The organism is Hymenobacter sedentarius (assembly GCF_001507645.1).
Lineage (GTDB): Bacteria > Bacteroidota > Bacteroidia > Cytophagales > Hymenobacteraceae > Hymenobacter > Hymenobacter sedentarius.
Window position 1 is genome coordinate 3,338,147 of record NZ_CP013909.1, and the last position, 23,889, is coordinate 3,362,035.

Genomic DNA, 23,889 nt, shown 5'->3' on the forward strand with positions numbered 1-23,889 from the left:
CGTACTTTCGCAGCACAACCCCGCCGTTTGGGGTGCCTACCCAACCATTATGACCCATTTGAATTCAGCCGCCTGGTGCCGCCGCACCGCGCTGGCCGCTGCCGCAGTACTAGCCGGCCTGGCGCCCGCCCAGGCCCAGCGCGGCGCCAAAGCCGCCAAAGCCAAGCCCGAAAAGCCAGCAGCCGCTACCGCCGTCGCGGCCGTGCCCGTAACGGATTCGGTGGCATTGCGCCGAATTTTTGACGAAGCCCTGCTGCGCGGCGAGAGCTACGAAAACCTCCGCTACCTCACCGGCACCATTGGCGCGCGGCTGTCGGGCTCGCCCCAGGCCCAGCAAGCGGTGGAGTGGGGCAAGGCCACCATGGAAAAAGCCGGCTTCGACCGCGTGTACCTGCAGGAGGTGATGGTGCCGCACTGGGTGCGCGGCAGCAAGGAGAAGGGCGAAATTGTGGGCAATAAGGGCAAGGAAATCAAGGTGCCCGTGTGTGCGCTGGGCGGCTCGGTGGGCACCGGCGGCAAGCTCAAGGCCGGCGTGGTAGAAGTGCACAGCTTCGACGAGCTGAAAAAGCTGCCCGACGCGGCCGTGAAAGGCAAATTCATTTTCTACAACCGGCCTTTCGACGATGCCCTGATTGAGCCCGGCCTGGCTTACGGCCGCGCCGGCGACCAGCGCCGTAGCGGCGCCATCGAAGCGGCCAAGCGCGGGGCCGTAGGCGCATTGGTGCGCTCGCTCACCAGCGCCCGCGACGACAACCCACATACGGGCACCATGGCCTACGACGAAGCCGTAACCAAAGTGCCCGGCGCCGCCCTCAGCACCAACGCCGCCGACCAGCTGAGCTTGCTGCTCAAGGCCAACCCCGAGCTACAGTTTGAGCTGGAAATGGAGTGCGCCACTTTGCCCGAAGTGAAAAGCTACAACGTGGTGGGTGAAATCAAAGGCAGCAAATTCCCTCAGGAAATCATCACCGTGGGTGGCCACCTCGACTCCTGGGACCTCGCCCAGGGGGCTCACGACGACGGCACCGGCTGCGTGCAGAGCATGGAGGCTTTGCGTCTGTTGCGCGCCGTGGGCTTCCGGCCCGAGCGTACCGTGCGTGCAGTGCTCTTTATGAACGAAGAGAATGGCGCCCGCGGCGGCAAAGAATACGCCCGCCTGGCCGCCCGAAACAAAGAAACCCACGTAGCGGCCATCGAATCAGACGGCGGCGGTTTCACGCCCCGCGGCTTCAACCTGGAAGCCGATGCGGCTACCCTGGCCAAGGTGGCGAAATGGGCGCCCTTGCTCAAGCCTTACAATGTGGACGACATCACGGCGGGCCACGGCGGCACCGATATCGAACCCCTGCAAGAGGCGGTGCACCCCAAGGCCCTCATCGGCTACAAGTGCGACTCGCAACGCTACTTCGATATCCATCACACCGCCGCCGATACTTTCGATAAGGTGAACCGGCGCGAGCTGGAGCTGGGCGGTGCCAGCATGGCTTCAATGATATATCTGCTGAGTAAATACGGTCTGTAAGAGCCGGTTATTGCAGAATGATTTAATGAGTAGATTAAGTTTATTTTCGGTGAGCTACTGCCGGGCAGCGCAACTGGGCTGCTTAAATTAGCCCAGAAAGGCTGGAGCGCTTTGAGATGAAAAGGCTGCCAAATCAGCTCAATAAAAGGCTGAGCCTGGCAGTTGCCAAGGGCAGGAATCAGTTTTGATGTGTGAATTTTGAATAGGAAATGGGCTCGTTTTGTGTGGGGTTTGGGGCTGCTGCTTGGGCTGGCGGCACGGGCCGGCGCGCAGGAAAACGGTGCCGATGGTGCAAGCCGGTACTGGGTAACCCTGAAGGATAAAAGCGGCGTCAGCTTCGCCCCAGCCCACTACTTTACACCAGCCGCCCAGGCCCGCCGTACCCGCCAGCACCTCCCGGCATTTGAGACAACCGACCTGCCTGTACGGGCAGATTACGTGGCCAGTATCCGGGCCCGGGTAGACACGATTACCCTGGTGAGTCGTTGGTTTAATGCCGTAGCGTGCCGGGCCACGCCGGCCCAGGCGGCGGCGCTGCGCTCGCTCCCGGGCGTGCTGTCGGTGGAGCGCTGGCCGCAGGCCACTGCCCAGGTAGCCGCGCATGAAGCCGCCGCTTTCCCTTCCCAGCCCAAAACGAACTTAACGGTTGAGCCAATTTCGGCCAGCGACTATCTGCTGTCCCGCCGCCAGACGGCTCACCTGGATGGCCCAGCGCTCCGCACCGCGGGGCTTGAGGGCCAGGGCCTGCGCATTGCGGTCTTCGACGTGGGCTTTCGGGGGCTGCCCGAGCACCCCGGGTTCCAGGAACTGGTGAAAAGCAAGCGCATCGTGGCCACCCATGACTTCCTGAAAAACCGCGACGACGTGTACCACGGGGGCAGCCACGGCACGGAGGTAATGGGCTGCCTGGCTGGCCGCCTGGCCACTACCACGGGCGCGCCCGGCCCAGCGCTGGGCTTAGTCCCCGCGGCCGAGTTCCTGCTGGCCCGCACGGAGCAGCTGGGCCGGGAGCGCTACGCCGAGGAAGAAGCCTGGCTGGCTGCGGTGGAATGGGCCGACCGCCTCGGGGCTGACATTATCAATTCCTCGCTGGCGTACACCGAGCAGCGCTATTTCCCGGAGCAGATGGACGGCCGCCGCAGCCTCATTTCCCGCGCGGCTAACCTGGCTGCCCGCAAGGGCATCCTGGTAGTGAGCGCGGCCGGCAACGACGGCGACAACGACTGGGTACGCATTGGCACGCCGGCCGATGCCGATTCGGTGCTCGCCGTGGGTGGCCTGGACCCCGAAACGGGCCTGCACCTAGATTTTAGTTCTTTTGGGCCTACGGCCGACCGCCGGCCCAAGCCCAATTTGTCCGCCTTCGGCATCGTACTCACCACCACGCCCAGCGGATACGAGCGGCTGGAAGGAACCTCCTTTTCTTCACCGCTGGTGGCGGGCTTTGCGGCCTGCATGTGGCAAAAGAACCGCAAGCTGACGGCCATGCAGCTGTTTCAGGAGCTGGAAAAATCGGCCGAACTGTATCCGTACTTTGACTACGCGCACGGCTATGGGCGGCCGCGCTACCAGCACTTTGGCCTTCCGGCCGCTGCCCAAGAAACTAAAGCTCCCGTTCCCACCTTCGATTTTGTGGCTCACGACAGCTTGATTGCCGTCATCATCCGGCCGGAAGCGGCCATGCGCCTGGCGGAAATGCTTCCGCTCACCGTTGACCAAAGCGAAATAGCCGTGCAGGTTGCGCCCATCGTGCCCGTCGCAAAAGCACCGGCCGATGCGTCGGCGCCGCCCGTGGGCCACGAGCAGCCGGCCGCCCCCGGTAGCACGCCCCAGGCCGCGCTGCCCGAGCCCAATTACCCCGCCTATCTCTACTGGAACGTGGCCGACCGCCGCGGCGTGCTGCGCCGCTACGAAACCCGCGCCGTAAACCAGCGCCTGGTAGTGCAGGTGCCGCGCCGCCTGCTGAGCCCCGGCGACGTGCTGCGGGTCTATTTCAAAGGCTTCACCGGAACTTATTCGGAATGAGAAGGCTGCTATCCAGATTAAGGGTTTCGCTTTCCGGCGGGCATTTTTGCCTGGGCATGCGGGCACGTTGGGCCGTGGCCGTACTGGCGTTGGCGTGTGGGCCGCAGGCGGCGCGGGCGCAGCAAGTGCTGGTGCAAGCAGACGTGGCCGAAGACACCTTGAAGAATTCGTTTGGACCCAACCGCAGCTATTATGGGCATTTGTACCTGGGCTATGGGCTGCTGGCGGGTCCGGCCGGCGCGGGAGCTGGCGTGCGCTACGGTCCGGCCTCGGCCGAGCTACGCGCCGGGGGGCGCCTGAAATTCCGGCTCAACCAAGCACTTTCTCTCAACCTCGACCTGGGCTATGGTTACCAGCATTATGGCCTAGCCCAGAATAACCACAAGACCCTGCCCACCCCCGCCGTGCACCTGCGCGAAAGCCTGGGCACGCAGCAGGTATTCTCGGAAGTGAGCCTGCGGCTGAACGCTGGCCGCCGGGGCAACTCCATTGGGCGCTACGTGGACGTGCTGGCCAGCGGCGGCTGGATTGCCGCCACCAGCCACCAAACCGAAGACGAGCCCGCGCCCGGCATCGCCTCCGTCGAAACCACCGAGCGCGGCCTGCCGTATCTGCGCCGCTGGACCGGTGGGGTGGGGGCTCGCCTCGGCATGGACCGCTACGCGCTGGTGGGCCGTTACCGGCTCACCTCGGCGTTTGGGGCCAGCTACGCGGCCTGGCCCGAGCTGCCGCGCTGGGTGGTGGGAGTGGAAGTCGGGTTATTCTGAGAAATGAATGGCGCCAGGGCAAACCTATTGCTTAGCTATTCGCGTAAAATCCCCGGCTTCGGTTCAGTTTAAATATTGAGGCCTAATCACCCAGCCCCTTTTTTCTCAGCATATCTTCGTGCGCCTAATTGTTTGCGCCGCGCCCCATTTTATATGAAAACATTTCCTCTTAAACTTTCGGGCATTGCCCTGCTTGCTGCCGGGCTCACGCTTCAGCTTTCTTCTTGCGTCAGCACCGAGCGCGAGGTCAGCAGCTCGACAACTGACCCCCGCACCACCTACAAGCCGCCGGTGGCCGGCAACGGGGCCCGCATCGGCAGCAAGACCGTGCTCAACACCGTGAGCACCAGCCACACGTTTTCGGACCCCAACACCAAGGACAACTTCATTCTGCAGCTGCGCGGCCCGCGGGTGCTCACGGCCCGGGCCCACTTCATCGTGACCACCAGCAAGGGCGATACCCTGCGCCATGAAGTGATGCCCGCCCGCGCCTTGCTGAGCGAAAGCACCTTAGACCCGCAGGCATCGAGCGTGCGCGACCAGGAAATTGCCATCCTGCAGGGCATGAATACTTTTTTCGCCGCCGGGCACTTTAGCCAGCCCGCCGTACCCGCGGGCCTGGAGCAGCCCGCCGAGGTAGATACCAAGACCTGGGCCGCCCTGCGCGAAGACCCCTCCACGGTGGCCTTCGACTTTACCGGCACGGGTGGGTCAGAGCGGCGCCTGGCGTACGTGCGCAAATTGGGCAAGGCCGTAGTGATTAGCCACTAGCCCAATCGCGCCGTACGTTATGCATGGGCAGAATGCCCGTACTTATCGCCCCGTTTTACACGTTTCGCCTCCTTTTCAATCTTTTGTTATGAAGTTTATTCTCTCGTTTGCCGGCGTGCTGGTCGCCATTCTGCTGTATGTGCGCTTGGTTCCTTCGGCACCCATCAACCCGGTGCTGCCGGTGGGTCCCCAAAAGGAGGTGAACGGGCATAATTCCGATGTGCCCCCGGGCGGTGATGGCGATTCGACCACCACCGAGGAGGAGCCGGGTGAAGGGCCCAGCACCAGCGTGCCCGCCGCGCGCCCCGGCCAGACCTACGGGGCCGCCATCACGCCGGAGGGGGCCGTGCTCATGAGCGCCCTCCCCACCGCCCTCGGCACGCGCGACTCGGCCCAACTAAAGCTGACTGGCAAGGCCCAGGCCGTGTGCCAGGCCAAGGGCTGCTGGATGACCCTGCCCACGGCCGACGGCAAGCCGATGCGGGTCCGCTTCCGGGATTACGCTTTTTTTGTGCCCAAAGACCTCAGCGGCCACAACGTGGTGGTGAGCGGCTGGGCCCACCGCAGCACAGTGCCCAAAGCTGACTTGCAGCATTATGCCAAAGACGCCGGCAAATCGAGCCAGGAAATTGCCGCCATCACCCAGGACGAGCAGCAGCTCACTTTTATGGCCGACGGGGTTTTGGTGCAAGACTAGCGGTTATTCCCTGACGCTGAAAGCAGTAGAAAGGCCGCCCGCTGAGGTGGCCTTTTTTGTGATTAAACTCGTTTTAAAACGCTGGCGTAGCTTGTGCGCCGTTAGATATTCCGACCCGTATTGCCACGCCTGGCGCCCCGTCCATGCCCGATTCTTCCGCCGTTCAGCAACGCATCCTGGCCCTCACCGAGCGGCTGCACCAGCTCAACCACCAGTATTACCAGCTCGACATCTCCGAGGTCCCGGACCAGGAGTTTGACCAGATGCTGGCCGAACTGCACCAGCTGGAAACCGACTACCCGGATTTGGCTTTGCCCAACTCGCCCACCCGGCGCGTGGGCGGCACCATCACCAAGCAGTTTCCCACGGCCGTGCACCGCTACCCCATGCTCAGCCTGGGCAATACCTACTCCGAAGACGACCTGCGAGAGTTCGACGAGCGGGTGCAGCGCGGCCTGGAAGGGGCACCCTATAGCTACGTCTGCGAGCTCAAGATTGACGGGGTGGCCATGAGCCTGCGCTACGAGCACGGCCAGCTGGTGCAGGGCGTGACCCGCGGCGACGGCACCCGCGGCGATGTGGTCACGGCCAACGTTCGCACCATCCGTACGCTGCCGCTGGCCCTGCGCCCCGGCCCCGACCAGCCCGAGGACTTCGAGGTGCGCGGCGAAGTGTTTATGCCCCTGCCGGTCTTTGCCGAGCTAAATGCCGAGCGCGAGCAAAACGGCGAGCCCCTGCTGGCCAACCCGCGCAATGCCGCCAGCGGCACCCTCAAGCTGCAAAACTCCGCCCAGGTGGCCGCCCGCAAGCTGCGGTTTTATGCCTACTCGCTGCTAACCCCGGGCCGGCATTTTGCCAGCCACAGCGCGGCCCTGGAGGCACTGAGCCGCTACGGCCTGCCCGTATCGGATACCTGGCGGCGCTGCGCCAACATCACTGAGGTGTTGGACTTCGTGCATTATTGGGCCAAACAGCGCCACGAGTTCCCCGTGGCAACCGATGGCATCGTCATCAAGGTGGACGATTTGCGCCAGCAGGACCAGTTGGGCTACACCGCCAAAAGCCCGCGGTGGGCCATTGCCTACAAGTACCCGGCCGAAGCGGCGCGCACCCGGCTCAACGAAGTCATCTACAACGTGGGCCGCACCGGCGCCGTGACGCCCGTGGCCTTACTCACGCCCGTGCCCCTGGCCGGCACGGTCGTTAAACGCGCCACCCTGCACAACGCCAACCAGATTGAGCTGCTGGACCTGCGCCTGGGCGATTTGGTGTACGTGGAGAAGGGCGGCGAAATCATCCCCAAAATCACCGGGGTTGACCTGGCGGCCCGCCCCGCCGATGCCGTGCCCATTCAGTACCCGACGCTGTGCCCGGCCTGCGCTACCCCGCTGGTGCGCCCCGAGGGCGAAGCCCATTTCCGCTGCCCCAACGAGCGGGGCTGCCCGCCCCAGCTCAAGGCCCGCCTCGAGCACTACGTGTCGCGCAGAGCACTGAACATCGACGGCCTGGGGGCCGAAACCGTGGGCCGGTTCTTTGACCTCGGCCTGGTGACGACGCCGGCCGACATTTACGACCTGCCCGCCCGTCGCGCCGAGTTGGTAACCCTGGAGCGCCTCGGCGAAAAGAGCATTGATAACCTCATTGCCGGCATCGAGGCCAGCAAGCAGGTGCCCTTTCCACGGGTGCTGTTCGGCTTGGGCATTCGCTACGTCGGCGAAACCGTGGCGCAGAAACTGGCGGCCCACTACCGCACCATCGACGCCCTGATGGTGGCTTCGGCCGAGGAGATGGCCGCGGTACCCGAAGTAGGAGGCGTCATTGCCGTGGCGGCGGCTCATTGGTTCCAGCAGCCCGAAAACCAGGCGTTAATCGAACGGCTTCGCCAAGCCGGGGTGCAGCTCGCCGTGACGGGTGAGGCCCCAGTGCCCGCTTCGGACCGCTTGGCGGGGCTCACCTTCGTCATTTCCGGGGTATTTGAATCGCACAGCCGCGAAGAATTGCAGCAGGTCATCATTTCCAACGGCGGCAAAATCACGGGCTCCATCAGCAAGAAGTTGAGCTACTTGGTGGCCGGCGACAACATGGGCCCGGCCAAACGTGAGAAAGCGCTGGCGCTCAAGGTGCCCATTATTTCCGAAACCGAGCTGATGGCGTTGCTGCCCAGCTCGGAAGACGAACCCGCAGTTTCCGAGGAGAACGTGATTGCGGCCACTGGGCTGGGCAGCCAGGGCGAGCTATTTAGCTAGCCGTGCGTGCGCGGCTAAGGTCCGCGCATGCCTATCTTAGTTGCGCCTCGGCCGGGACACCCGCTGCTTGGCCGGACTTTCCGCCTTCGCAATAAAAGGGAATGTTGGCGGTGGCTACCCCGCCGTGCCCATCATGAATCCAAAGCAGGAGCCGATAAGCGCCCGGGCGAAGCGGGGTGCGCAGCGTAGCGCCGTGTGTCGAGGGCTGGCTGATGTACCCGGTTAGGGGCTCCACCGGCTCATCTGCATTTGCGGTCGGAGGCAGCTCGGGCCATAATTCCCACTCAGCCGTGAGCGCCTGGCTTTCCGGGTCCCGGGCTACTGCCGTGGCCGGATATTCGGTGTTGGTGCGCAGGTGGGGAAAGTTCACGTCCCGTTTGCCCGCGAGGGTCATATGGATAATGCTGGGTGCAAAGTTTGCTGGTTTTTTGCCTTGCCATAAATACTGCAGGGTATCCACCGCCAGCGTCTTTTCGCCGTCCTCGGAAAAAAGACTGAACCAGGTCGGGGTTTTTTCAAATTTTGTTCCCCAAAAGAAAACATAAGACCCCAGGCAATGCGCCGAGTCTTCTACCATGGTATGCCGATAGCGCTTTGCGATAAAGGCGGCTTTTTGGGCACTGTTCAGCTCAAGCGGGACCGCCCATTTAGTGGAGTCTGACTCCCAATACCCTTTCGTACCATACTCGGTCACGATGTAGGGCCCTTTCCAACCGATAATGCGCAGTTGCTCGGGCAGCTTATTGAGACCGCCGTATTTATTCACGGAAAGAACGTCGATGGCAGGTGCCCGGCGCTGCAGGAGCGGTATGGAAGTGGCAATTACGGCTAAAGGCGTGGTGACCGGATGATTGGGGTCCAGCTTATGAATCATAACGGCCACTTCATTCATAGCCGAATACATTTTGGGGTTCACTTTACCCAAGTCAAGCTCATTGCCGATACACCACATTAGTAACGCCGGGTGCTTGCGGAAGCGCAGAACCTCGCCGCGGATGCGTTGAAGTTGGGTCTGCACCGCGGTGCGGTCGTTGTAGTCCATGGCTTTGCCTTCGGGAGCCAGCCAGAGGCCCAGCATCACGGTGAGACCGTTGCGGTGCGCCTCATCAAGCAGAGGGCCGGCGTAATCGGCAGTCCATAGCCGCACGGAGTTGCCGCCCGCCTCCCTGATTCGTTCAAAATGCTGGGTGGCGCCCGCGCCCCGAATTCGGTATGGTCGCCCTTGCCTTTCCAATACGAAGCCACTAGGAGTTTGCACCACACGCACCGACACAGGTGTCCATTCAGCTGGTGGGCTAGAGGCCTTGCGCTCCTCTTTACACCCACTAACTGTCATCGTCATCAAGATGAGATAGGCAGCTGTTGCTAATTGACTAAGCTTCACAGAGTCGGTCAGTAATGGCAAATAGAACTGGTCTGTACTTTACGTTACTGAAGTACAGATAATTGGTCTCTTGTAAAGAAGTGGTTTTGGTGGCGTGCTATAGAAGAAATTTAATTAGTTTAATATCCATATCCCTTTATTATTAATTTAATCTTTCCACGATAAAAAATAACTTTAATTATTTCCTTGCGGAACGTTTACTTATAATGGTCGTTAAAAAGCGAAGAGTTATCCATTGTTGATTTAATTATGATTGCATATATCACTCATAAAAAAATAGTGGATGCCATCAAATCAGTAAAAATCAAATCAGTAAAAAAAAACGCCTAATCGATAAGTTAGTTGCTTCTCCTACAGTTCCCACGCCAGCATATGAGGTAAGCTATAAGCTAGCCGCTGGCGTGAAGTACATGCGCATTCTGGTTGGCTTTGGGCTGGTGGCAATGGCGTATTTTCTGAGCTGGTTTATCAGCTTTGAGCACATAGGCTATGCGCCTTTGTTTTGGCTGCTGGTAGTTTCGCTGGGCTTTAAAATGCTGCGGATGCTGCATGAATGGGTGCATTACGTGCAGGTGCAGGAGCCCATTGCACCGGTTCCCGCGCAGGTTAGGCTACGAACCGTTGACGTGCTTACCACGGCCTGCCCGGGCGAGCCGCACGACATGATTGTCCGCACGCTGGAGGCCATGCAGGCCCTGAACTACCCGCATACCAGCTACCTGTGCGACGAGGGCGACGACCCTTTTCTACGCCGGGAATGCGAGCGGCTGGGGGTGGTGCACGTGACCCGGACGGAGAAATCGAATGCCAAAGCCGGCAACATTAACAACGCCCTGCGGCATGCCACTGGCGAGTTTTGCGTGGTGCTGGACCCGGACCACGTCATGGCACCTGACTTTCTAGACCAGGTAATGCCATTTTTTGAGGATGAAAAAGTCGGCTTTGTGCAAGTGGTGCAAGCCTACGGCAACCAGGAGGAGAGCTTGGTGGCCCGGGGGGCCGCGGAACAGACCTACCACTTCTACGGCCCTTTGATGATGGGCATGAACGCCTACGGCACTGTGCAAGCCATTGGTGCCAACTGCACCTTTCGCCGGGCTGCCCTGGATACCATCGGGGGGCACGCGGCCGGCCTGACCGAAGACATGCACACCGCCATGCGCCTGCACGCCGAGGGGTGGCAGTCGGTGTACGTGCCCAAGGTGCTCAGCCGGGGGCTGGTGCCCTCGTCATTAGGCGCGTTTTATGCCCAGCAGCTCAAGTGGTCCCGCGGTGCGTTTGACCTGATGTTTCGGGTGTATCCACGGCTGTGGGGCCGGTTTACGTGGGCGCAGCGCCTGCATTACTTCACGCTGCCGTTGTATTTCTTTTCGGGGGTGGTCACCCTCATCGACATCCTGGTGCCGGTGGCTTCGCTCGCTTTGGTCGAGTTTCCCTGGTACGTTTCCCTTAAAGCTTTTGCCCAGCACATGCTGCCGCTGTGGGGCATTGCGTTGCTGATTCGCTGCTACGCCCAGCAGTGGCTGCGCGAGCCCCATGAGCGGGGCCTGCACCTGGCGGGGGGCTTTTTGCGGATAGGCACCTGGTGGGTGTACACTATGGGGTTCGTATATGCGGTGTTCCGCGTTCGGGTTCCGTATATCCCCACTCCCAAAGAAGAAGGCTGGCTCCGAAATGAGTGGCGCATGGCGCTTCCTAACATAGCAACCGCGCTGGTACTCCTGGCGGCCTGCAAGTACGGCCGCATGCAGTCGTTAACCCTCTACACCAATCTGATGGTGGGACTCTGCGCAACGCTGGCCATAATTTTGCTGGCGGCTAGCGCCATGGGTCAGCACGAGGCTCTGCGGAACTTCGTGCGCGACATGGCCACCTGGCCGTTCCGGCCGCTGGTGCTTGGCTTTAACCGCCTCTACGACGGGCTGGTCCGGGCCACGGCGTGGCGCCTGCGGCGGGCGGCCGTGGGCCTGGTCACCGGCGTCGGAACCGTGGGGGCCATTGTGCAGCTGCTTATTCACCTGGGCGTCATTGCTCCCGTGCCCCATTTGGATTGGGCAGAATCGGGTGGGTTGGCCGTGCACGTCGGAGTAGAAGCTGCGGGCTTGGAGCCACCTGCTACTGCCGGTGTTGCCCCGGGCCAGGAAAAATATCAGGGAAAAGACATAGCGACGTTTGTACTCGATGCTGCCCCCGTGCCGTTGTTGCCGCTGGAGGCACTCCAGCGCCTGCCACCAACTCAAGTGCCGCTGATTACTTGGCCCGTAGCGGGGCCAGCCCACAGCATTGTTTACTGGCAGCGGGTGGCCCGCCGGTTCAAGCAATCTACTCAGCGGACGGTGATGCTGCGGCCGCTGTTTGCCGCCAACTCCGCGAAGGAATACCGGCAGCAGTGGCGGGCGATGATAAGAGGGTTTCGGGCCGAAGAGGTTTCTAACGTGGTTTGGATGTGGACCCCGCCCCGCCGGGAGGGCCTGGCTCGCTACTGTCCCGGGGCTCCCTACTTTGACTGGATGGTAGCCGACCACCCGGAGCAAGAGGCCGGCCAGGGATACGAAGCCCTGCGGCTTCAATCGGCAAAACAGCTCGAGCTGCATCAAAAGCCGGTTCTGCTGCTTACCGCTTTGCCGCCCACTCGGCTAGACCCGACCATACTGGCCCGGCGAGTCGCGCGTCGCTATCCGGAAATCAAAGCAGTTGTGTATGATACGGATGCCGATGCTATCGGAAAGACGACGCTACTGCGGGGGCAAAATCTAAGTCCTGCTCCGCGGCTTAAAGTGAGCACTGCAACCCACTCGTTGACACGACTGCCGACCAAAAAAGCAAGAGAGTTTAGCCCAATTAAAGGGTAAATGACTTTTGCTATCTGCGTGGAAAGCTACTCATAAGGAGGAATGGCCGAACTATGGCTAATTCCCCGGCCCGATTTTCAGCGGGTAAGTAGCAATTGGATGTGGAAGAACGTTTGACTGAAGGCCAATGAAAAGCGGTGCCATCAGGCCGTAGCAGCTGTGCTAGCTCGGCTTTTGGCGTTGGTGGCTTCTGCTATAGCCCCCCTCCGCCACAAAATGGGCAGCGTTAGCAGGGTTTATCAACAGCGAGCTAAGAGTTGGAGCCAGGAAACAGCTGCCGTGGGTAGCAGCCCAACACTAGCCTTGCCTTATAACCTTTTGTGAACTGTTGGTTCGGAACAGAATTGAGTGAAATTTTTTCTGTTTGGGGTTATAATGCCTTAATTGCTTCTGAATATAAAATTTGTACTATGTTTATACATGCACAATTCCTTTAGTTTTCAACTGCAAAAAAAGGAATTGCAGTATCAGAGGCAAGTATTCTTGTTAAATTATAATATGGCTTCATAAATGTTGATATTTTAATAATAGTTAAATCGTTTAACTTTGTCGCCTCATCTTTTTTATTGAGGTTGCATGAAGGCAAAAATTATACTTTTATCACTTCTTGTCATTTTGAGCTCTCGTTCATTGCGCGCAGAAACTTATTATATAAGTCCAACCGGGAATGATGGCCAGACGGGCACTTCCATAGGCACCGCGTGGCGCACGATTGATAAGGTTAACACCACCGCTTTTCAGCCGGGTGACCGTATTCTATTTGAGGGCGGCCAAACGTTCCAAGGCGGAATCTGGCTGCACAATGGCAGCCAGGGCACCCCGACGAAACCGCTGGTGGTAAGCTCGTACGGAAGCGGACGGGCTACGATTTCCAGCGGCAATTCATTTGGGTTTTATGCGCCGAACACGGCGGGCATTGAGCTGAGCAAACTGGTCTTTGTGGGAGCGGGCCGCCTGAGCAGCACCAATTCCGGCGTAATTTTTACCATTGACGCCGACAATGCCCCCCTTGCCCACCTCCGCCTGGAGAGCCTGGACGTAAGCGGCTACCGCAACTCCGGCATTATCTTCGGGAGTGACAAGGCCACGAGCGGGTACTCCGATGTGCGCATCACCGACTGCCAGCTGCACGCCAACGGCGAAGCCGGCCTGAGCTCCTACCAGCCGTTTCCCTTGGCGGGGCAAGTGCACCGCAACTGGTACGTGGGCAACTGCCAGGCCTACGACAACCCCGGCCGGGCCGACGTAACCAATACCCACACGGGCAACGGCATTGTACTCGCCGGCATCGACGGCGTGCTCATCGAGCATTGCGTCGCGCACGACAACGGCCGGCTCAACGCCAACCCTTCCGGTGGGCCGGTGGGCATCTGGGGCTGGGCCTGCAACAACCTGGTGATTCAACTGAGCGAATCGTACAACAATAAATCCGGCACCGCTTTGGACGGTGGCGGTTTCGACCTGGACGGCGGCTGCACCAATTCGGTGATGCAGTACAACTACTCCCACGACAACCAGGGCGCTGGCTACCTGCTGGCCCAGTTTGGCGGTGCTGCCCCGATGCACGACCTCACCATTCGCTACAACATCAGCGAAAACGACGCCCGCGGCCACAACCAAGGCGCCCTGGAGCTATGGTCTTCGGGGGACAACGGCGGCATTCAGCGCGCCAATATTTATAACAACACCGTACTCCTGACCCCACCGGCCGACGGCACGCGGCCCAAGGCAGTCTACATCGCCAGTGGCGGCTTTTCGGACCTTTCCCTGCGCAACAACGTGCTGCAAACCACGGGGGGGCTGCCCGTGGTGAGCACCCTGTGCACGGCCAGCTTGCGCCTGGAGGGCAATTGCTACTGGAGCACCGCGGAGCCGCTGGTGGTGGAATGGAACGGCTCAACTTACACGGACCTGCAAGCCTGGCGCACCGCCACCACCCAGGAGCAGCTGAGCGCTGGGCGCACCACCGGCCTCAACGCCGACCCCCAATTGAGCAACCTTTCGGCAGTAGTGGCCCCGCTAGCTACCTCTCCGGTGCTGGCCGCTGGCATTGACTTGCAAGCCGAGTTTAACATCAGCCCCGGAGTGCGGGATTTTATGGGCAACCCGATGCCCCAGGCCCCGGCCCGTGGCAACATCGGCGCGTTTGAAAGCGCATCGGCGGTGGCGGCACCGCTTCCCGTAACCCTTAGCGCATTTACCGCCGAGCAGCAGGGAGCTGCGGCGCTGCTGCGCTGGAGCACGGCGTCGGAAAAAAACAATGCTTATTTCGAGGTGGAGCGCAGCACCGACGGGCGCATGTTCTCCCCATTGGGCCAGGTGCCGGGCAATGGTACCAGCGCCCAGCTCCACGCGTACCAGTATACCGACTTGGGTTTTGCCCGCTACGCTACCACAACGGTGTACTACCGCCTGCGCCAAGTTGACACCGATGGCAAGGCTGCCTACTCGCCGGTCCGGGCGTTGTCGGGTATAGGGGAAGCTTCGGATAAGGCGGGCCGCCTGCAAGTGTGCCCGAATCCTGCCCAGGCCAGCAGCACTATCGTAGTGAAGGGAGGGCTCTCGAGCGAAGTGGCGCTGTTTGATGTGCGGGGGCGGCAGGTTGCTAAAGCATGCGCGGGTGCCGACGGGGCAGCTTTGCTGCGAGTGGAAGGCCTCGCGGCCGGCATTTACATTGTTCGCAGCGGCGCCAAGTGTACCCGTTTGACAATTGAGAAATAGGGTCGTCGAATTGAGCTGATAATCAAAACGGGGCGGCAGTGGCTACATCCCGGCTCATGCTGCGGGCGCAGCGCCCGGGCCAGAACGTGGTATTCAAAACGGTGCATGCCTCGTGCGTGAGCTGCGGAGTGAGTTGAAGAGCCGCAAGCTCGTGGCTGAACCCGTGACGTGCCCGAGCTGCGAAGCGGTGCGGTATAAAGGGCCTGATTTTGAAGCTACAATTTACAGCCAAATGAAAGGCGACTACCCCTTTGTGGTGGTGGTTCACCAGGTGCCGGTGCTCTTCCCGGGGCCAGCCGCCAAGGGCGCGGGGGCTAAGGCAGTGCTCCCGGCAAAGCTGTGAGCGGGCACAGGCGCTACCGTTAGATAAGCGAAGCCTGGCGAACAAAAACAGAAACTTAGGCCGCGTTCCGGCGTATTTCTAAAAAGACCCGGCAGTAGGCTGCCGGGTCTTTTTGGTAAGTGCCCGCCGGAATTGCACTGGGCTGGGCCGCGCTTCACGTAATGCCCGCCGTATGATTTCAGACTCTTTGCACCCCGCACCCAGCCCCGCCAACCCGTCCAACTCCATCAAGCACACCTACGAAATGGGCTTGATTGGCAACTGCGCCTTTCTGGCCCTCATCCGAAAAGATGCCTCCGTGGCCTGGCTGTGCTGGCCGCGGTTCGACAGCAGCTTCGTATTCGGCAGCCTGCTCGATGCGAACAAAGGCGGCGAATTTAGCATTCGCCCGGCCGCCGGGGCCAGTTTTAGCTCGCACCAGTATTACCTGGAAAACACCAACGTGCTGTGCACGGAAATCACCACCGCCGACGGCCGGTACCGCGTCACGGACTTTGCCCCGCGCTTCTCGCAGTATGAGCGCTACTACAAGCCGCTGATGTTTATCCGCAAGGTGGAGCCCATGGCCGGCGCGCCGCGCATACGGGTTACCTGCGACCCCGTGGGCGAGTACGGCACCAAAGAGCTGAGCCGGCGCCGCAGCTCCAACCACATTGCCTACCTGGGGCTCGAAGAAGAGATTCGCCTCACCACCAACATCCCGCTCACCTATGTGGTGGACGAGGAAGACTTTGCCCTGAACGAAACCAAGTACCTGGTGCTGACTTATGGCGCGCCGCTAGAGGCCCCGCTGGAAAGCACGGCCGAGCGGTTCTTGAGCAGCACCGTGGAATACTGGCGCAAGTGGGTGAAAAGCATGAGCATCGGCGACTTCTACCAGGGGCAGGTCATTCGGTCGGCCCTAGCCCTGAAGGTGCACCAGTACGAAGACACCGGGGCCATCATTGCGGCCAGCACCACCAGCCTGCCCGAAGCGCCCGGCAGCACCCGCAACTGGGACTACCGCTACTGCTGGATGCGCGATACCTACTACATCCTCACGGCCTTCAACAACATCGGCCACTTCGAGGAAATGGAGCGGTATTTCCATTACATCGCCAACATTTCGACCAAAGTAAAAGGCAAGTACCAACCGCTATACGGCATCAGCGGCGCTTCGGAGCTGGTGGAGCAGGAACTGGACCTGGCCGGCTACATGGGCAACCAGCCGGTGCGCATCGGCAACGATGCGTACACCCACGTGCAGAACGACGTGTACGGCCAGGTGCTGGTGGCGCTGCTGCCGCTCTACGTCGACCACCGCTTCGTGAACCCGGAGCGGACCTCGTCGGAAACCCTGATGTACGAGGCTCTGGGCCTCATCAAGGCCACCATGGACGTGCCCGATGCCGGGCTGTGGGAGTTTCGCAACCTAGCCCAGTACCACTGCTACACCTACCTGTTTCATTGGGCTGGCAGCCACGCGGCCCGCAAGGTGGCGCGGGCGCTCGGCAATAAGGCTATGGAAGCCCTGGCCACGGAGCTAAACGAGGAGGCCACCCGGCGCATCGAGCAGTGCTACAACCCCGAACTGGGCGCGTATACCAACGCCATCGGCTCGCCCCACCTCGACGCCAGCACCTTGCAGCTGATACTCATGGGCTACCTCGACCCCAATTCGGAGCGGGCCCGGCAGCACCTTATCGCCCTGGAAAACGAGCTGAAAACCCCGGAAGGCCTTTTCTACCGCTACCGGCACGCCGACGATTTTGGCACCCCCGAAACCACGTTTCTCATCTGCTCTTTCTGGTACGTGGAGGCCCTGGCCTGTGTGGGCCGCCTCACCGATGCCATCAGGGAGTTTGAGAAGCTCATCAGCTACGCCAACCACCTGGGGCTGTTGAGCGAAGACGTGGACGCCAAAACTGGCTCCCAGTGGGGCAATTTCCCGCAGGCCTACAGCCACGTTGGGCTGATGAACGCGGCTTACCGCATTGCCAAAAAGCTGGACAAGCCCAATTTTATTTAAGGCAAGTCGAGGCCAGCGAATGGTTGACTTGGTGAGCCACACAGCAGCAACTAAAGTAGCCCAAGTTGAAAAAGAAAAGCCCCGGCCTGTTATGGCCGGGGCTTTTTGCAATTACATAAAGCACTCTTTTTTGTATTAGAACGACTGCACGATGCTGTTGTGCAGCGTGCGGGGCGTCCAGTAGCCGCTGGCGATGATGCGGCGAATGGTGAAGAGCGGGTCGTTCTGGTCGCGCTTTTCGGCCAGGGAGAAGGCCGCCACAAAGCCGCGCTTCTTCAGCTCGGGGAAGGCCTGCTCGTTCCAGAGGCCGAAGGGATAGGCGAAGTAGTTGATTTTCTTGCCGGTGATTTCCTCCAGGGTTTTGGTGGGCTTGTCGATTTGGGTTTCCCAGTCCTTGCCCTGGTATTTCTTCACGTTGTGGTGGTCCCAGGTGTGCGAGCCGATGATGTTGCCTTCGTCGGAAAGCTGCTTCACCATGGCCTTGGTCATGTAGTGGGGGCGGCCCAGGCTCACGGTCATCACGAAATACATGGCCTTGAAGCCGTACTTGTCGAGCTCGGGGCGGGCAATGGTGAACTGGTCGAGGTCGGTGTCGTCGAAGGTGAGCATGATGGGCTTGCTCGGCAACTTGGCCCCGGTGGTCATGTAGGCGTAGAGTTGGTCGGGCGAGATGGTGTGGTAGCCCGAGTCGGCCAGCATCTTGATGTGGCCCTTGAACGTGGCAATGGGCGTGATGTAGTCCTTCGCGTTTTTGGAGTCGCGGGCCGTCCAGTCCCGAATCTGGTGGTAGCACAGGATGGGCACCTGCGGCCGGGCCAGAATGGCAGCCGCATCGCCGGCTTTGCTGGCCGGAATGCTGGTGGGGGCCGGCGCGGGCGTGGCGTTGGCCTCGTCGGTAGAAGTGGCGCGGGTACCGGACGTGCCGGCCACGGCCGGGTCGATAGTTGCGGCCTCCACCGTGGCAGAACTAGTGGCGGACTCGCCCGTGGTGGCGGTTTTGGACTCGCAGGCGGCCACCGCAAGGGCAGCCAATAGGAGGGAAGCAGTGGTGAATTTCATAATAATTGGGCCGTGTCGCACACGTCCGCCGGGATGGGCAGCTAAAAATGGATGAGGCAGCCAAGAGCGAAATGCCGGGTGCGTGCGACGCACCCCTACCTTTGTGCAAAACTAACCCCCAATCACCCGCATGAACAACTCTGGCACCCGTCTTCCGGCATTTCACGGCACGGGCGTGGCCTTGGTCACCCCGTTTACCGACGATTTTAAGGTGGACTATGTCGGCTGGCGCCACTTGCTCGATTTCTGCATCGACGGCGGCGTGGAATACCTCGTGGTGAATGGCACCACCGGCGAATCGCCGACCACCACGGCCGAGGAAAAAGCCGAGCTGCTGCGCGTGGCCAAGGCCCACGTGGCCGGCCGGGTGCCGCTGGTGTACGGCATCGGCAGCAACGACACGGCCGTGGCCGAAGAACTCCTGCTCAGCACCGACTTCGACGGCATTGCGGCCGTGCTATCGGCTAGCCCGGCTTACAATAAGCCCACCCAGGCCGGCCTGGTGGCCCACTACCACCGCCTGGCCGAGGCCAGCCCCGTGCCCATTATTCTTTACAACGTGCCCGGCCGCACGGCCTCCAACATCTCCGCCGAAACCACCCTGCGCCTGGCCCAGCACCCCAACATCATGGGCATCAAGGAAGCCAGCGGCAACATGGAGCAGTGCCTGGCCATTGCCGCCCACAAGCCGGAAGGTTTTCTGCTGCTCTCGGGCGATGACGTGCTCACGCCCGCCCTAATTGCCTGCGGCGCCGAAGGCATCATCTCGGTGATGGCCAACGCCTTCCCCAAGCGCTTCGCCGACATGACCCGGGCGGCCCTGGCCGGCGACTTTACCAAAGCGCGCACGGGCCTGTTCCACCTGCTGCCCCTCAACCCCCTCATGTATGAAGAAAGCAACCCCGTGGGCGTGAAAGCTGCCCTGGAAGCGCTGGGCGTATGCGGAGCCGCCGTGCGCCTGCCGCTCCTGGAGGCCACCCCCGGGCTCAAAGAGCGAATTAGAAAAGCGCTTTAGTCTGAATTAAGAATGAGGAATGAATAATTAAGAATGAAGAATTAGCCCAACGACCAATTCTTCATTCTTAATTATTCATTTTTTATCGTCGCTGCCGCTAGGAAGCCGTAGCCGAAGATGAACAGGTTCAGCCCAATTTGCAGGGAGAGCACGGCGTCGACCAGCATGGCTGTGGCTTGAATCAGCAGGAAGAAGCACAGGTAGGGATTGTGCCGGGCCTGCGGTTGGGTGAATGGCCACAGCAGGAGCACCAGCAGCAGGCCAAAGCCAAGCAGCCCACCGCCCATTAGGGCTTCGAGGTATTGGTTGTGCACCTCGACGCGGTTGGCCTGCCGGAGGCCGTAATCCTTCCAGTCGTATTGGGCCATCATGGCCGCGCGAGTATCGGCGGGGCCTACGCCAATCAGCCAGTGCTGCCCAATCACGGCCCTAGCGGTTTCTACGGCCGCGAGCCGGCGCGCCAGGGAATAGTCGTTGATGTCCTGCTGATTGGTGAACTGGCCCACGTCCCACACCGTAGAGTCGACCCGTTGCCGCACCGATTCGAGCGTGTGGTATGCCAGCCACGGGCCCAGCCCCAGCAGCACCAGCAGCCCAACTCCCAGCAGCAGGCGCCGCCGTACCAGCAGCCACACCGCATAGCCCAACAGGCTCGTGTAGAATACCAGCAGGCCCGTGCGATACGCTAGTACGTGCAGCGTAAGCGCCGCCACTACTGCCGACGCCAGCAGCGCGCCCCGCAACACCGGCCCAGCAAGTTTGCTGCGGCGCAACAGCAGACCCCAGAAGAAGGCCAGGGCAAGCATCACGCCAAACGTGATGTGGAAAATGCGCGTCACGGCCTGCACGTTTTGGCCCAAGTGGATGGCCTCGTTAGCTGCGGCCGGGTCCAGCAGGTACTTAGCCAGGGTAGCGGCTCCGATGGCCGCCGTGCCCAGCACGAATAAGCAGCCCACCGCCAGCCGCTGCCGTGCCGTAAGGGGCACGGCCAGCGTGAAGGCCAGCGGCACTGCTATCCAGGGCAGGTAACGGAACAAGTCGTGGCGCCAGGTAGCCCACTCGCTGGTATAGAGGCCGCTAATCAGTAGGAATCCGAACATGGCCGCCGCGCACATGGCGGCCCCATTGCGGAAGTACCGAGGGAATTCAGTTCGCAGATTGGGGTTGGCCAGCACGGCCAGCACGGCCACCACCGGCGCCAGCGCCACCAAGGACCGCGCGGCCAGCAGCCCCACCACGCCCGCCAGGCAGGCCAGCCACAACAACTGCTGCGAAAGACGGCCGGATAAATAATACTGCACCAGAAAAAGTCAGAAAGTAGGGGGCCGGGTTAGCTCAATATTGCAGTGGGCTACCAGCCGCTGGCCAGCACGTCGGCGATGTGCAGGCACTTCAGGGGGAGCTTTTCTTTCTTGATGTACGCCTCCAGATGCATCAGGCAGCTCACGTCGGTGCTCACGATGAAGTCGGCGCCGGTGTCGAGTGCGTGCTCCACCTTTTGCTGGGCCATGGCCACCGAAATGGCTTCAAACTTCACGGCAAAGGTGCCTCCGAAACCGCAGCAGGTGGTGTTGTCGGCCATCTCCACTCGTTCTAGGCCGGCCACGCTGTCCAGCAGCAGGCGCGGGGACGCCCGAATGCCACACTCCCGTAGCGCCGAGCAGGAATCGTGGTAGGTGTACTTGCCCGCCAGCCGCGCGCCCGGAATCGCGGAGATGCCCACCACATCCACCAGAAACTCGGTCAGCTCGTAGGTGCGGCCCTGCACGGCCTGGCAGCTGGCCAGGGCCGGGGTGTCGGCGAATAAGTCGGTGTAGCTGTTGCGCACCATGCCCACGCATGACGCCGAGGGGCTCACGACGTAGCGTGGATTGGCTGCTTCCGGCGCCGCAAAGTCCTGCAGGAATTTCTCGGCCACGGCCCGGCTTTGGGGCTTGTAGCCTGCGTTATAAGCCGGCTGCCCGCAGCAGGTTTGGTCGGGGTTGTAATTAACCTGCACGCCCACCCGCTCCAGCACTTTCACCATGTTCATGGCGGTAGCGGGATACAGCTGGTCGACAAAGCAGGGAATAAAAATATCGGCGGTAGGAAGCATTGGCTACAAATTAATGAAAAGCAAAGACCCCCGTAGCCGCCGCCCGAGCCTGGGCAAAGGCAGCGGAATCCAGGCCCGAATCGAGCCCGTTCTCCGCCAGGAAGGCCAGCAGGTTTTCGGTGGCCATGTTGCCGGTGAGTTCGTCGGCGGCCATGGGGCAGCCGCCAAAGCCGCCAATGGCGCCGTCGAAGCGCCGGCAGCCGGCCTGGTAGGCGGCGCTTACTTTTTCGTGCCAGGTGGTGGGCGTAGTGTGTAGGTGGGCGCCAAACTCAATGGCTGGAAAGGCCGGAATCAGAGCGGAGAACAAGGGCGCAATGGTGGCGGCCGTAGAGGCGCCGATGGTGTCGGACAAGGCCACAATGTGAATGCCCAGGGCCGCCAGCTGCTGGGTAAAATCCGTCACAACTTCGGGGCTCCAGGCATCGCCGTAGGGGTTGCCAAAGCCCATCGACAGGTAGGTGACGAGGGTTTTGCCGGTGCGCTCGCACAGCTCGTGCATGGTGGCCACGTCGGCCAGGGCTTCGGCGGTGGTTTGGTTGGTGTTGCGCCGCTGGAAGGTTTCGGAGACGGAAAGCGGAAAGCCCAGGTAACTGATTTCGGGGTGTTGGGCAGCGGTTTCGGCGCCGCGCAGGTTGGCCACAATGGCCAGCAGCTTGGTTTTGGTGGCGCTCAGGTCCAGGCCCGCCAGCACTTCGGCCGTGTCGCGCAGCTGCGGAATGGCCTTGGGCGACACGAAGGAACCAAAATCCAGGGTATCAAAGCCGACCTTAAGCAGGGTATTTAGGTAGGCAGTTTTGGTGGCGGTCGGAATGAATTCGGGCAGGCCTTGCATGGCGTCGCGCGGGCATTCGATAAGCTTCATAGAGCAGGGGTGAGGCGGGAATGGAGCGTAAAGGTAGCAGGCCGGCCCAGGCCCGGAAGTGCTGCCCTGGCTCAGGTAGGGCCAGGCCCGCCCGGCACCCGAACTACCCGCCGGAAGCCGGTGTTTGAATGGCATGTTATCAATAACGGATGCTTCTATTAAGCGGCCCGCGAATCGGCCGCTGGCAGGACTGTTGTGGCCCGTTCTCTTCGGAGTAATCCTGGTGCTGAGCGGCTGTAGCAAGCAACAGACCTTGCAGGCCCTATTTCAAAAGCCGACCCCGCACGAGGCATATGCCCGGCAGCTGCACCAGGCCGGCCTCGACCGTCGGCCCGCGGGCCGGGCCTGGCTGGCGGCGGCCGAGCAGGCGCTCCGCGATTCGCTGGTGGTCACGCTGCCAATCACGGAGACCGGGTATTTCCGGCCCGAGCGGCCCACGGCGGCCAGCTACCGCTACGCCGTGCGCGCCGGCGAGCAGGTTCACGTAAGCCTGACGCTGCCTACCAGCGCGCCGGTCCGTGTATTTCTGGATGCTTTTGAAGTAGTACCCGGCCGCGCCCCGGTGCCCCTGGCCAGCGCCGATACGCTGGTGCTGGATTTTAGGTACCTGGCCGACGCCGACGGGCAGCACCTGCTGCGGGTACAGCCCGAGCTGCTGGCCGCCGGGCGCTACACCCTGCGCGTGGCCCGCGAGCCCAGTTTGGGCGTGTTTCCGGTGCAGGGCCGCACCGATGCGGCCGTGGGCAGCTTCTGGGGCGCTCCGCGCGATGCTGGAGTGCGCTCACACGAGGGCATTGATATTTTTGCCGCACGCGGCACCCCGGCTGTGGCCGCCACCGCGGGGTTCATCACTCGCACCGGCGAAACGCCCATCGGCGGGCGGGTGGTATGGCTGGCCGACGCCGCGCACGGCAACCACCTGTATTATGCGCACTTAGATAAGCAGCTGGTGACGGTGGGCCAGCACGTACGCGCCGGCGATACCCTGGGCCTGGTGGGCAATACCGGCAACGCCCGCCACACCCTGCCCCACCTGCACTTTGGCATTTACCGCAGCGGCCAGGGCGCCATCGACCCTTATCCCTTTGTGCACCATCCCGCTCCGGTGGCCGCGCTGCCCAGTGGCCCCGACCAGCGCGGCGAATTCGTGCGGCTACGCGCAGCGGCGATGCTGCGGGTCTCGGCGGGCAAGGAGCAAATCGGCCACCTGCAATCCCTACCCCGGCTATCCAAGCAAGTGCCGCTGCTGGTTATAGGCCAGCAGGGGACCGATCTGCGGGTGCAAACCCCGGGTGGCCAAATCGGCTACGTTGGGGAGCATGCCGTGGTCGGGGCCTCGGCCACCCCGCTGCGGCGTCTGGTGCTGCCCAAAGCGACTGAGCTGCTCCTGCAGCCGACCAAAACGGCCCCGGCCGGGGGAGTTCTGGCGCCCCAAACGCCCGTGGAGGTGCTGGGCCAGCAAGACCACTACAGCCTGCTGCGCGGCCCTCAGGGCGAAACGGGTTGGGCTATTTTATAACTC

Annotated in this window: 16 protein-coding genes; 11 read left to right on the plus strand and 5 right to left on the minus strand. The window is 61.5% G+C overall.

All coding sequences use genetic code 11. The features are described from left to right. The first annotated feature begins 49 nt into the window (after positions 1-49). The 6 genes from AUC43_RS13745 (at position 50) to ligA (ending at position 8,028) form a co-directional block, all read left to right on the plus strand. Complete coding sequence (locus AUC43_RS13745; protein WP_068194672.1) at positions 50-1,522, plus strand: M20/M25/M40 family metallo-hydrolase; 1,473 nt, start codon at positions 50-52, stop codon at positions 1,520-1,522. Positions 1,523-1,753: 231 nt separating this feature from the next. Continuing rightward, positions 1,754-3,547 (plus strand): S8 family serine peptidase, encoded by a 1,794-nt coding sequence (locus AUC43_RS13750; RefSeq protein ID WP_068194673.1) that lies wholly within the window; start codon positions 1,754-1,756, stop codon positions 3,545-3,547. 56 nt (positions 3,548-3,603) lie between these two features. Continuing rightward, entirely contained in the window at positions 3,604-4,314 is a 711-nt protein-coding gene (locus tag AUC43_RS13755) for a hypothetical protein (protein ID WP_068194677.1), read from the plus strand. Positions 4,315-4,467: 153 nt separating this feature from the next. Next, positions 4,468-5,085 carry a hypothetical protein gene (locus AUC43_RS13760; RefSeq protein WP_068194679.1) on the plus strand — a complete coding sequence of 206 codons (618 nt, stop codon included), beginning with the start codon at positions 4,468-4,470 and terminating at the stop codon, positions 5,083-5,085. 88 nt (positions 5,086-5,173) lie between these two features. Continuing rightward, positions 5,174-5,782, plus strand: coding sequence for a DUF4920 domain-containing protein (locus AUC43_RS13765; protein ID WP_068194681.1), 609 nt, complete (start codon positions 5,174-5,176; stop codon positions 5,780-5,782). Between the two features lie 143 nt (positions 5,783-5,925). Further along, positions 5,926-8,028 carry an NAD-dependent DNA ligase LigA gene (ligA, locus tag AUC43_RS13770; RefSeq protein WP_068194683.1) on the plus strand — a complete coding sequence of 701 codons (2,103 nt, stop codon included), beginning with the start codon at positions 5,926-5,928 and terminating at the stop codon, positions 8,026-8,028. Between the two features lie 31 nt (positions 8,029-8,059). Here the strand turns inward: ligA and AUC43_RS13775 are convergent, their stop codons facing one another. Further along, positions 8,060-9,412, minus strand: coding sequence for a glycoside hydrolase family 2 TIM barrel-domain containing protein (locus tag AUC43_RS13775; RefSeq protein ID WP_082685096.1), 1,353 nt, complete (start codon positions 9,410-9,412; stop codon positions 8,060-8,062). A 410-nt stretch (positions 9,413-9,822) separates the two neighbouring features. On the opposite strand from AUC43_RS13775, the gene AUC43_RS13780 reads away from it, so the two are divergent. The 3 genes from AUC43_RS13780 (at position 9,823) to AUC43_RS13790 (ending at position 17,336) form a co-directional block, all read left to right on the plus strand. Next, complete coding sequence (locus AUC43_RS13780) at positions 9,823-12,264, plus strand: glycosyltransferase family 2 protein (RefSeq protein WP_099092940.1); 2,442 nt, start codon at positions 9,823-9,825, stop codon at positions 12,262-12,264. A gap of 630 nt (positions 12,265-12,894) precedes the next feature. Further along, positions 12,895-14,985: a T9SS type A sorting domain-containing protein gene (locus AUC43_RS13785; protein WP_068194690.1), complete on the plus strand. Its 2,091-nt coding sequence runs from the start codon at positions 12,895-12,897 to the stop codon at positions 14,983-14,985. A 515-nt stretch (positions 14,986-15,500) separates the two neighbouring features. Then, complete coding sequence (locus AUC43_RS13790) at positions 15,501-17,336, plus strand: glycoside hydrolase family 15 protein (RefSeq protein ID WP_068194695.1); 1,836 nt, start codon at positions 15,501-15,503, stop codon at positions 17,334-17,336. 135 nt (positions 17,337-17,471) lie between these two features. Here AUC43_RS13790 and AUC43_RS13795 read toward each other — a convergent pair whose 3' ends face one another. Further along, complete coding sequence (locus AUC43_RS13795; protein ID WP_233254008.1) at positions 17,472-18,368, minus strand: polysaccharide deacetylase family protein; 897 nt, start codon at positions 18,366-18,368, stop codon at positions 17,472-17,474. Between the two features lie 157 nt (positions 18,369-18,525). Here AUC43_RS13795 and dapA point away from each other — a divergent pair, with 157 nt between their 5' ends. Further along, on the plus strand, positions 18,526-19,410 hold the full coding sequence (dapA, locus tag AUC43_RS13800) for a 4-hydroxy-tetrahydrodipicolinate synthase (RefSeq protein ID WP_068194702.1): 885 nt from the start codon (positions 18,526-18,528) through the stop codon (positions 19,408-19,410). Between the two features lie 71 nt (positions 19,411-19,481). Here the strand turns inward: dapA and AUC43_RS13805 are convergent, their stop codons facing one another. From AUC43_RS13805 to AUC43_RS13815, 3 genes are read right to left on the minus strand one after another with little or no spacing between them, the layout of a single operon-like run. Next, a complete protein-coding gene (locus AUC43_RS13805; RefSeq protein ID WP_157781080.1) occupies positions 19,482-20,711 on the minus strand; it encodes an O-antigen ligase family protein in 1,230 nt (409 codons plus the stop codon). A 50-nt stretch (positions 20,712-20,761) separates the two neighbouring features. Further along, positions 20,762-21,505 carry a (Fe-S)-binding protein gene (locus AUC43_RS13810; protein WP_068194708.1) on the minus strand — a complete coding sequence of 248 codons (744 nt, stop codon included), beginning with the start codon at positions 21,503-21,505 and terminating at the stop codon, positions 20,762-20,764. A gap of 10 nt (positions 21,506-21,515) precedes the next feature. Further along, on the minus strand, positions 21,516-22,367 hold the full coding sequence (locus AUC43_RS13815) for a hydroxymethylglutaryl-CoA lyase (protein WP_068194710.1): 852 nt from the start codon (positions 22,365-22,367) through the stop codon (positions 21,516-21,518). A 253-nt stretch (positions 22,368-22,620) separates the two neighbouring features. On the opposite strand from AUC43_RS13815, the gene AUC43_RS13820 reads away from it, so the two are divergent. After that, a complete protein-coding gene (locus AUC43_RS13820; RefSeq protein WP_199243449.1) occupies positions 22,621-23,886 on the plus strand; it encodes a M23 family metallopeptidase in 1,266 nt (421 codons plus the stop codon). The last annotated feature ends 3 nt before the right edge of the window (positions 23,887-23,889 follow it).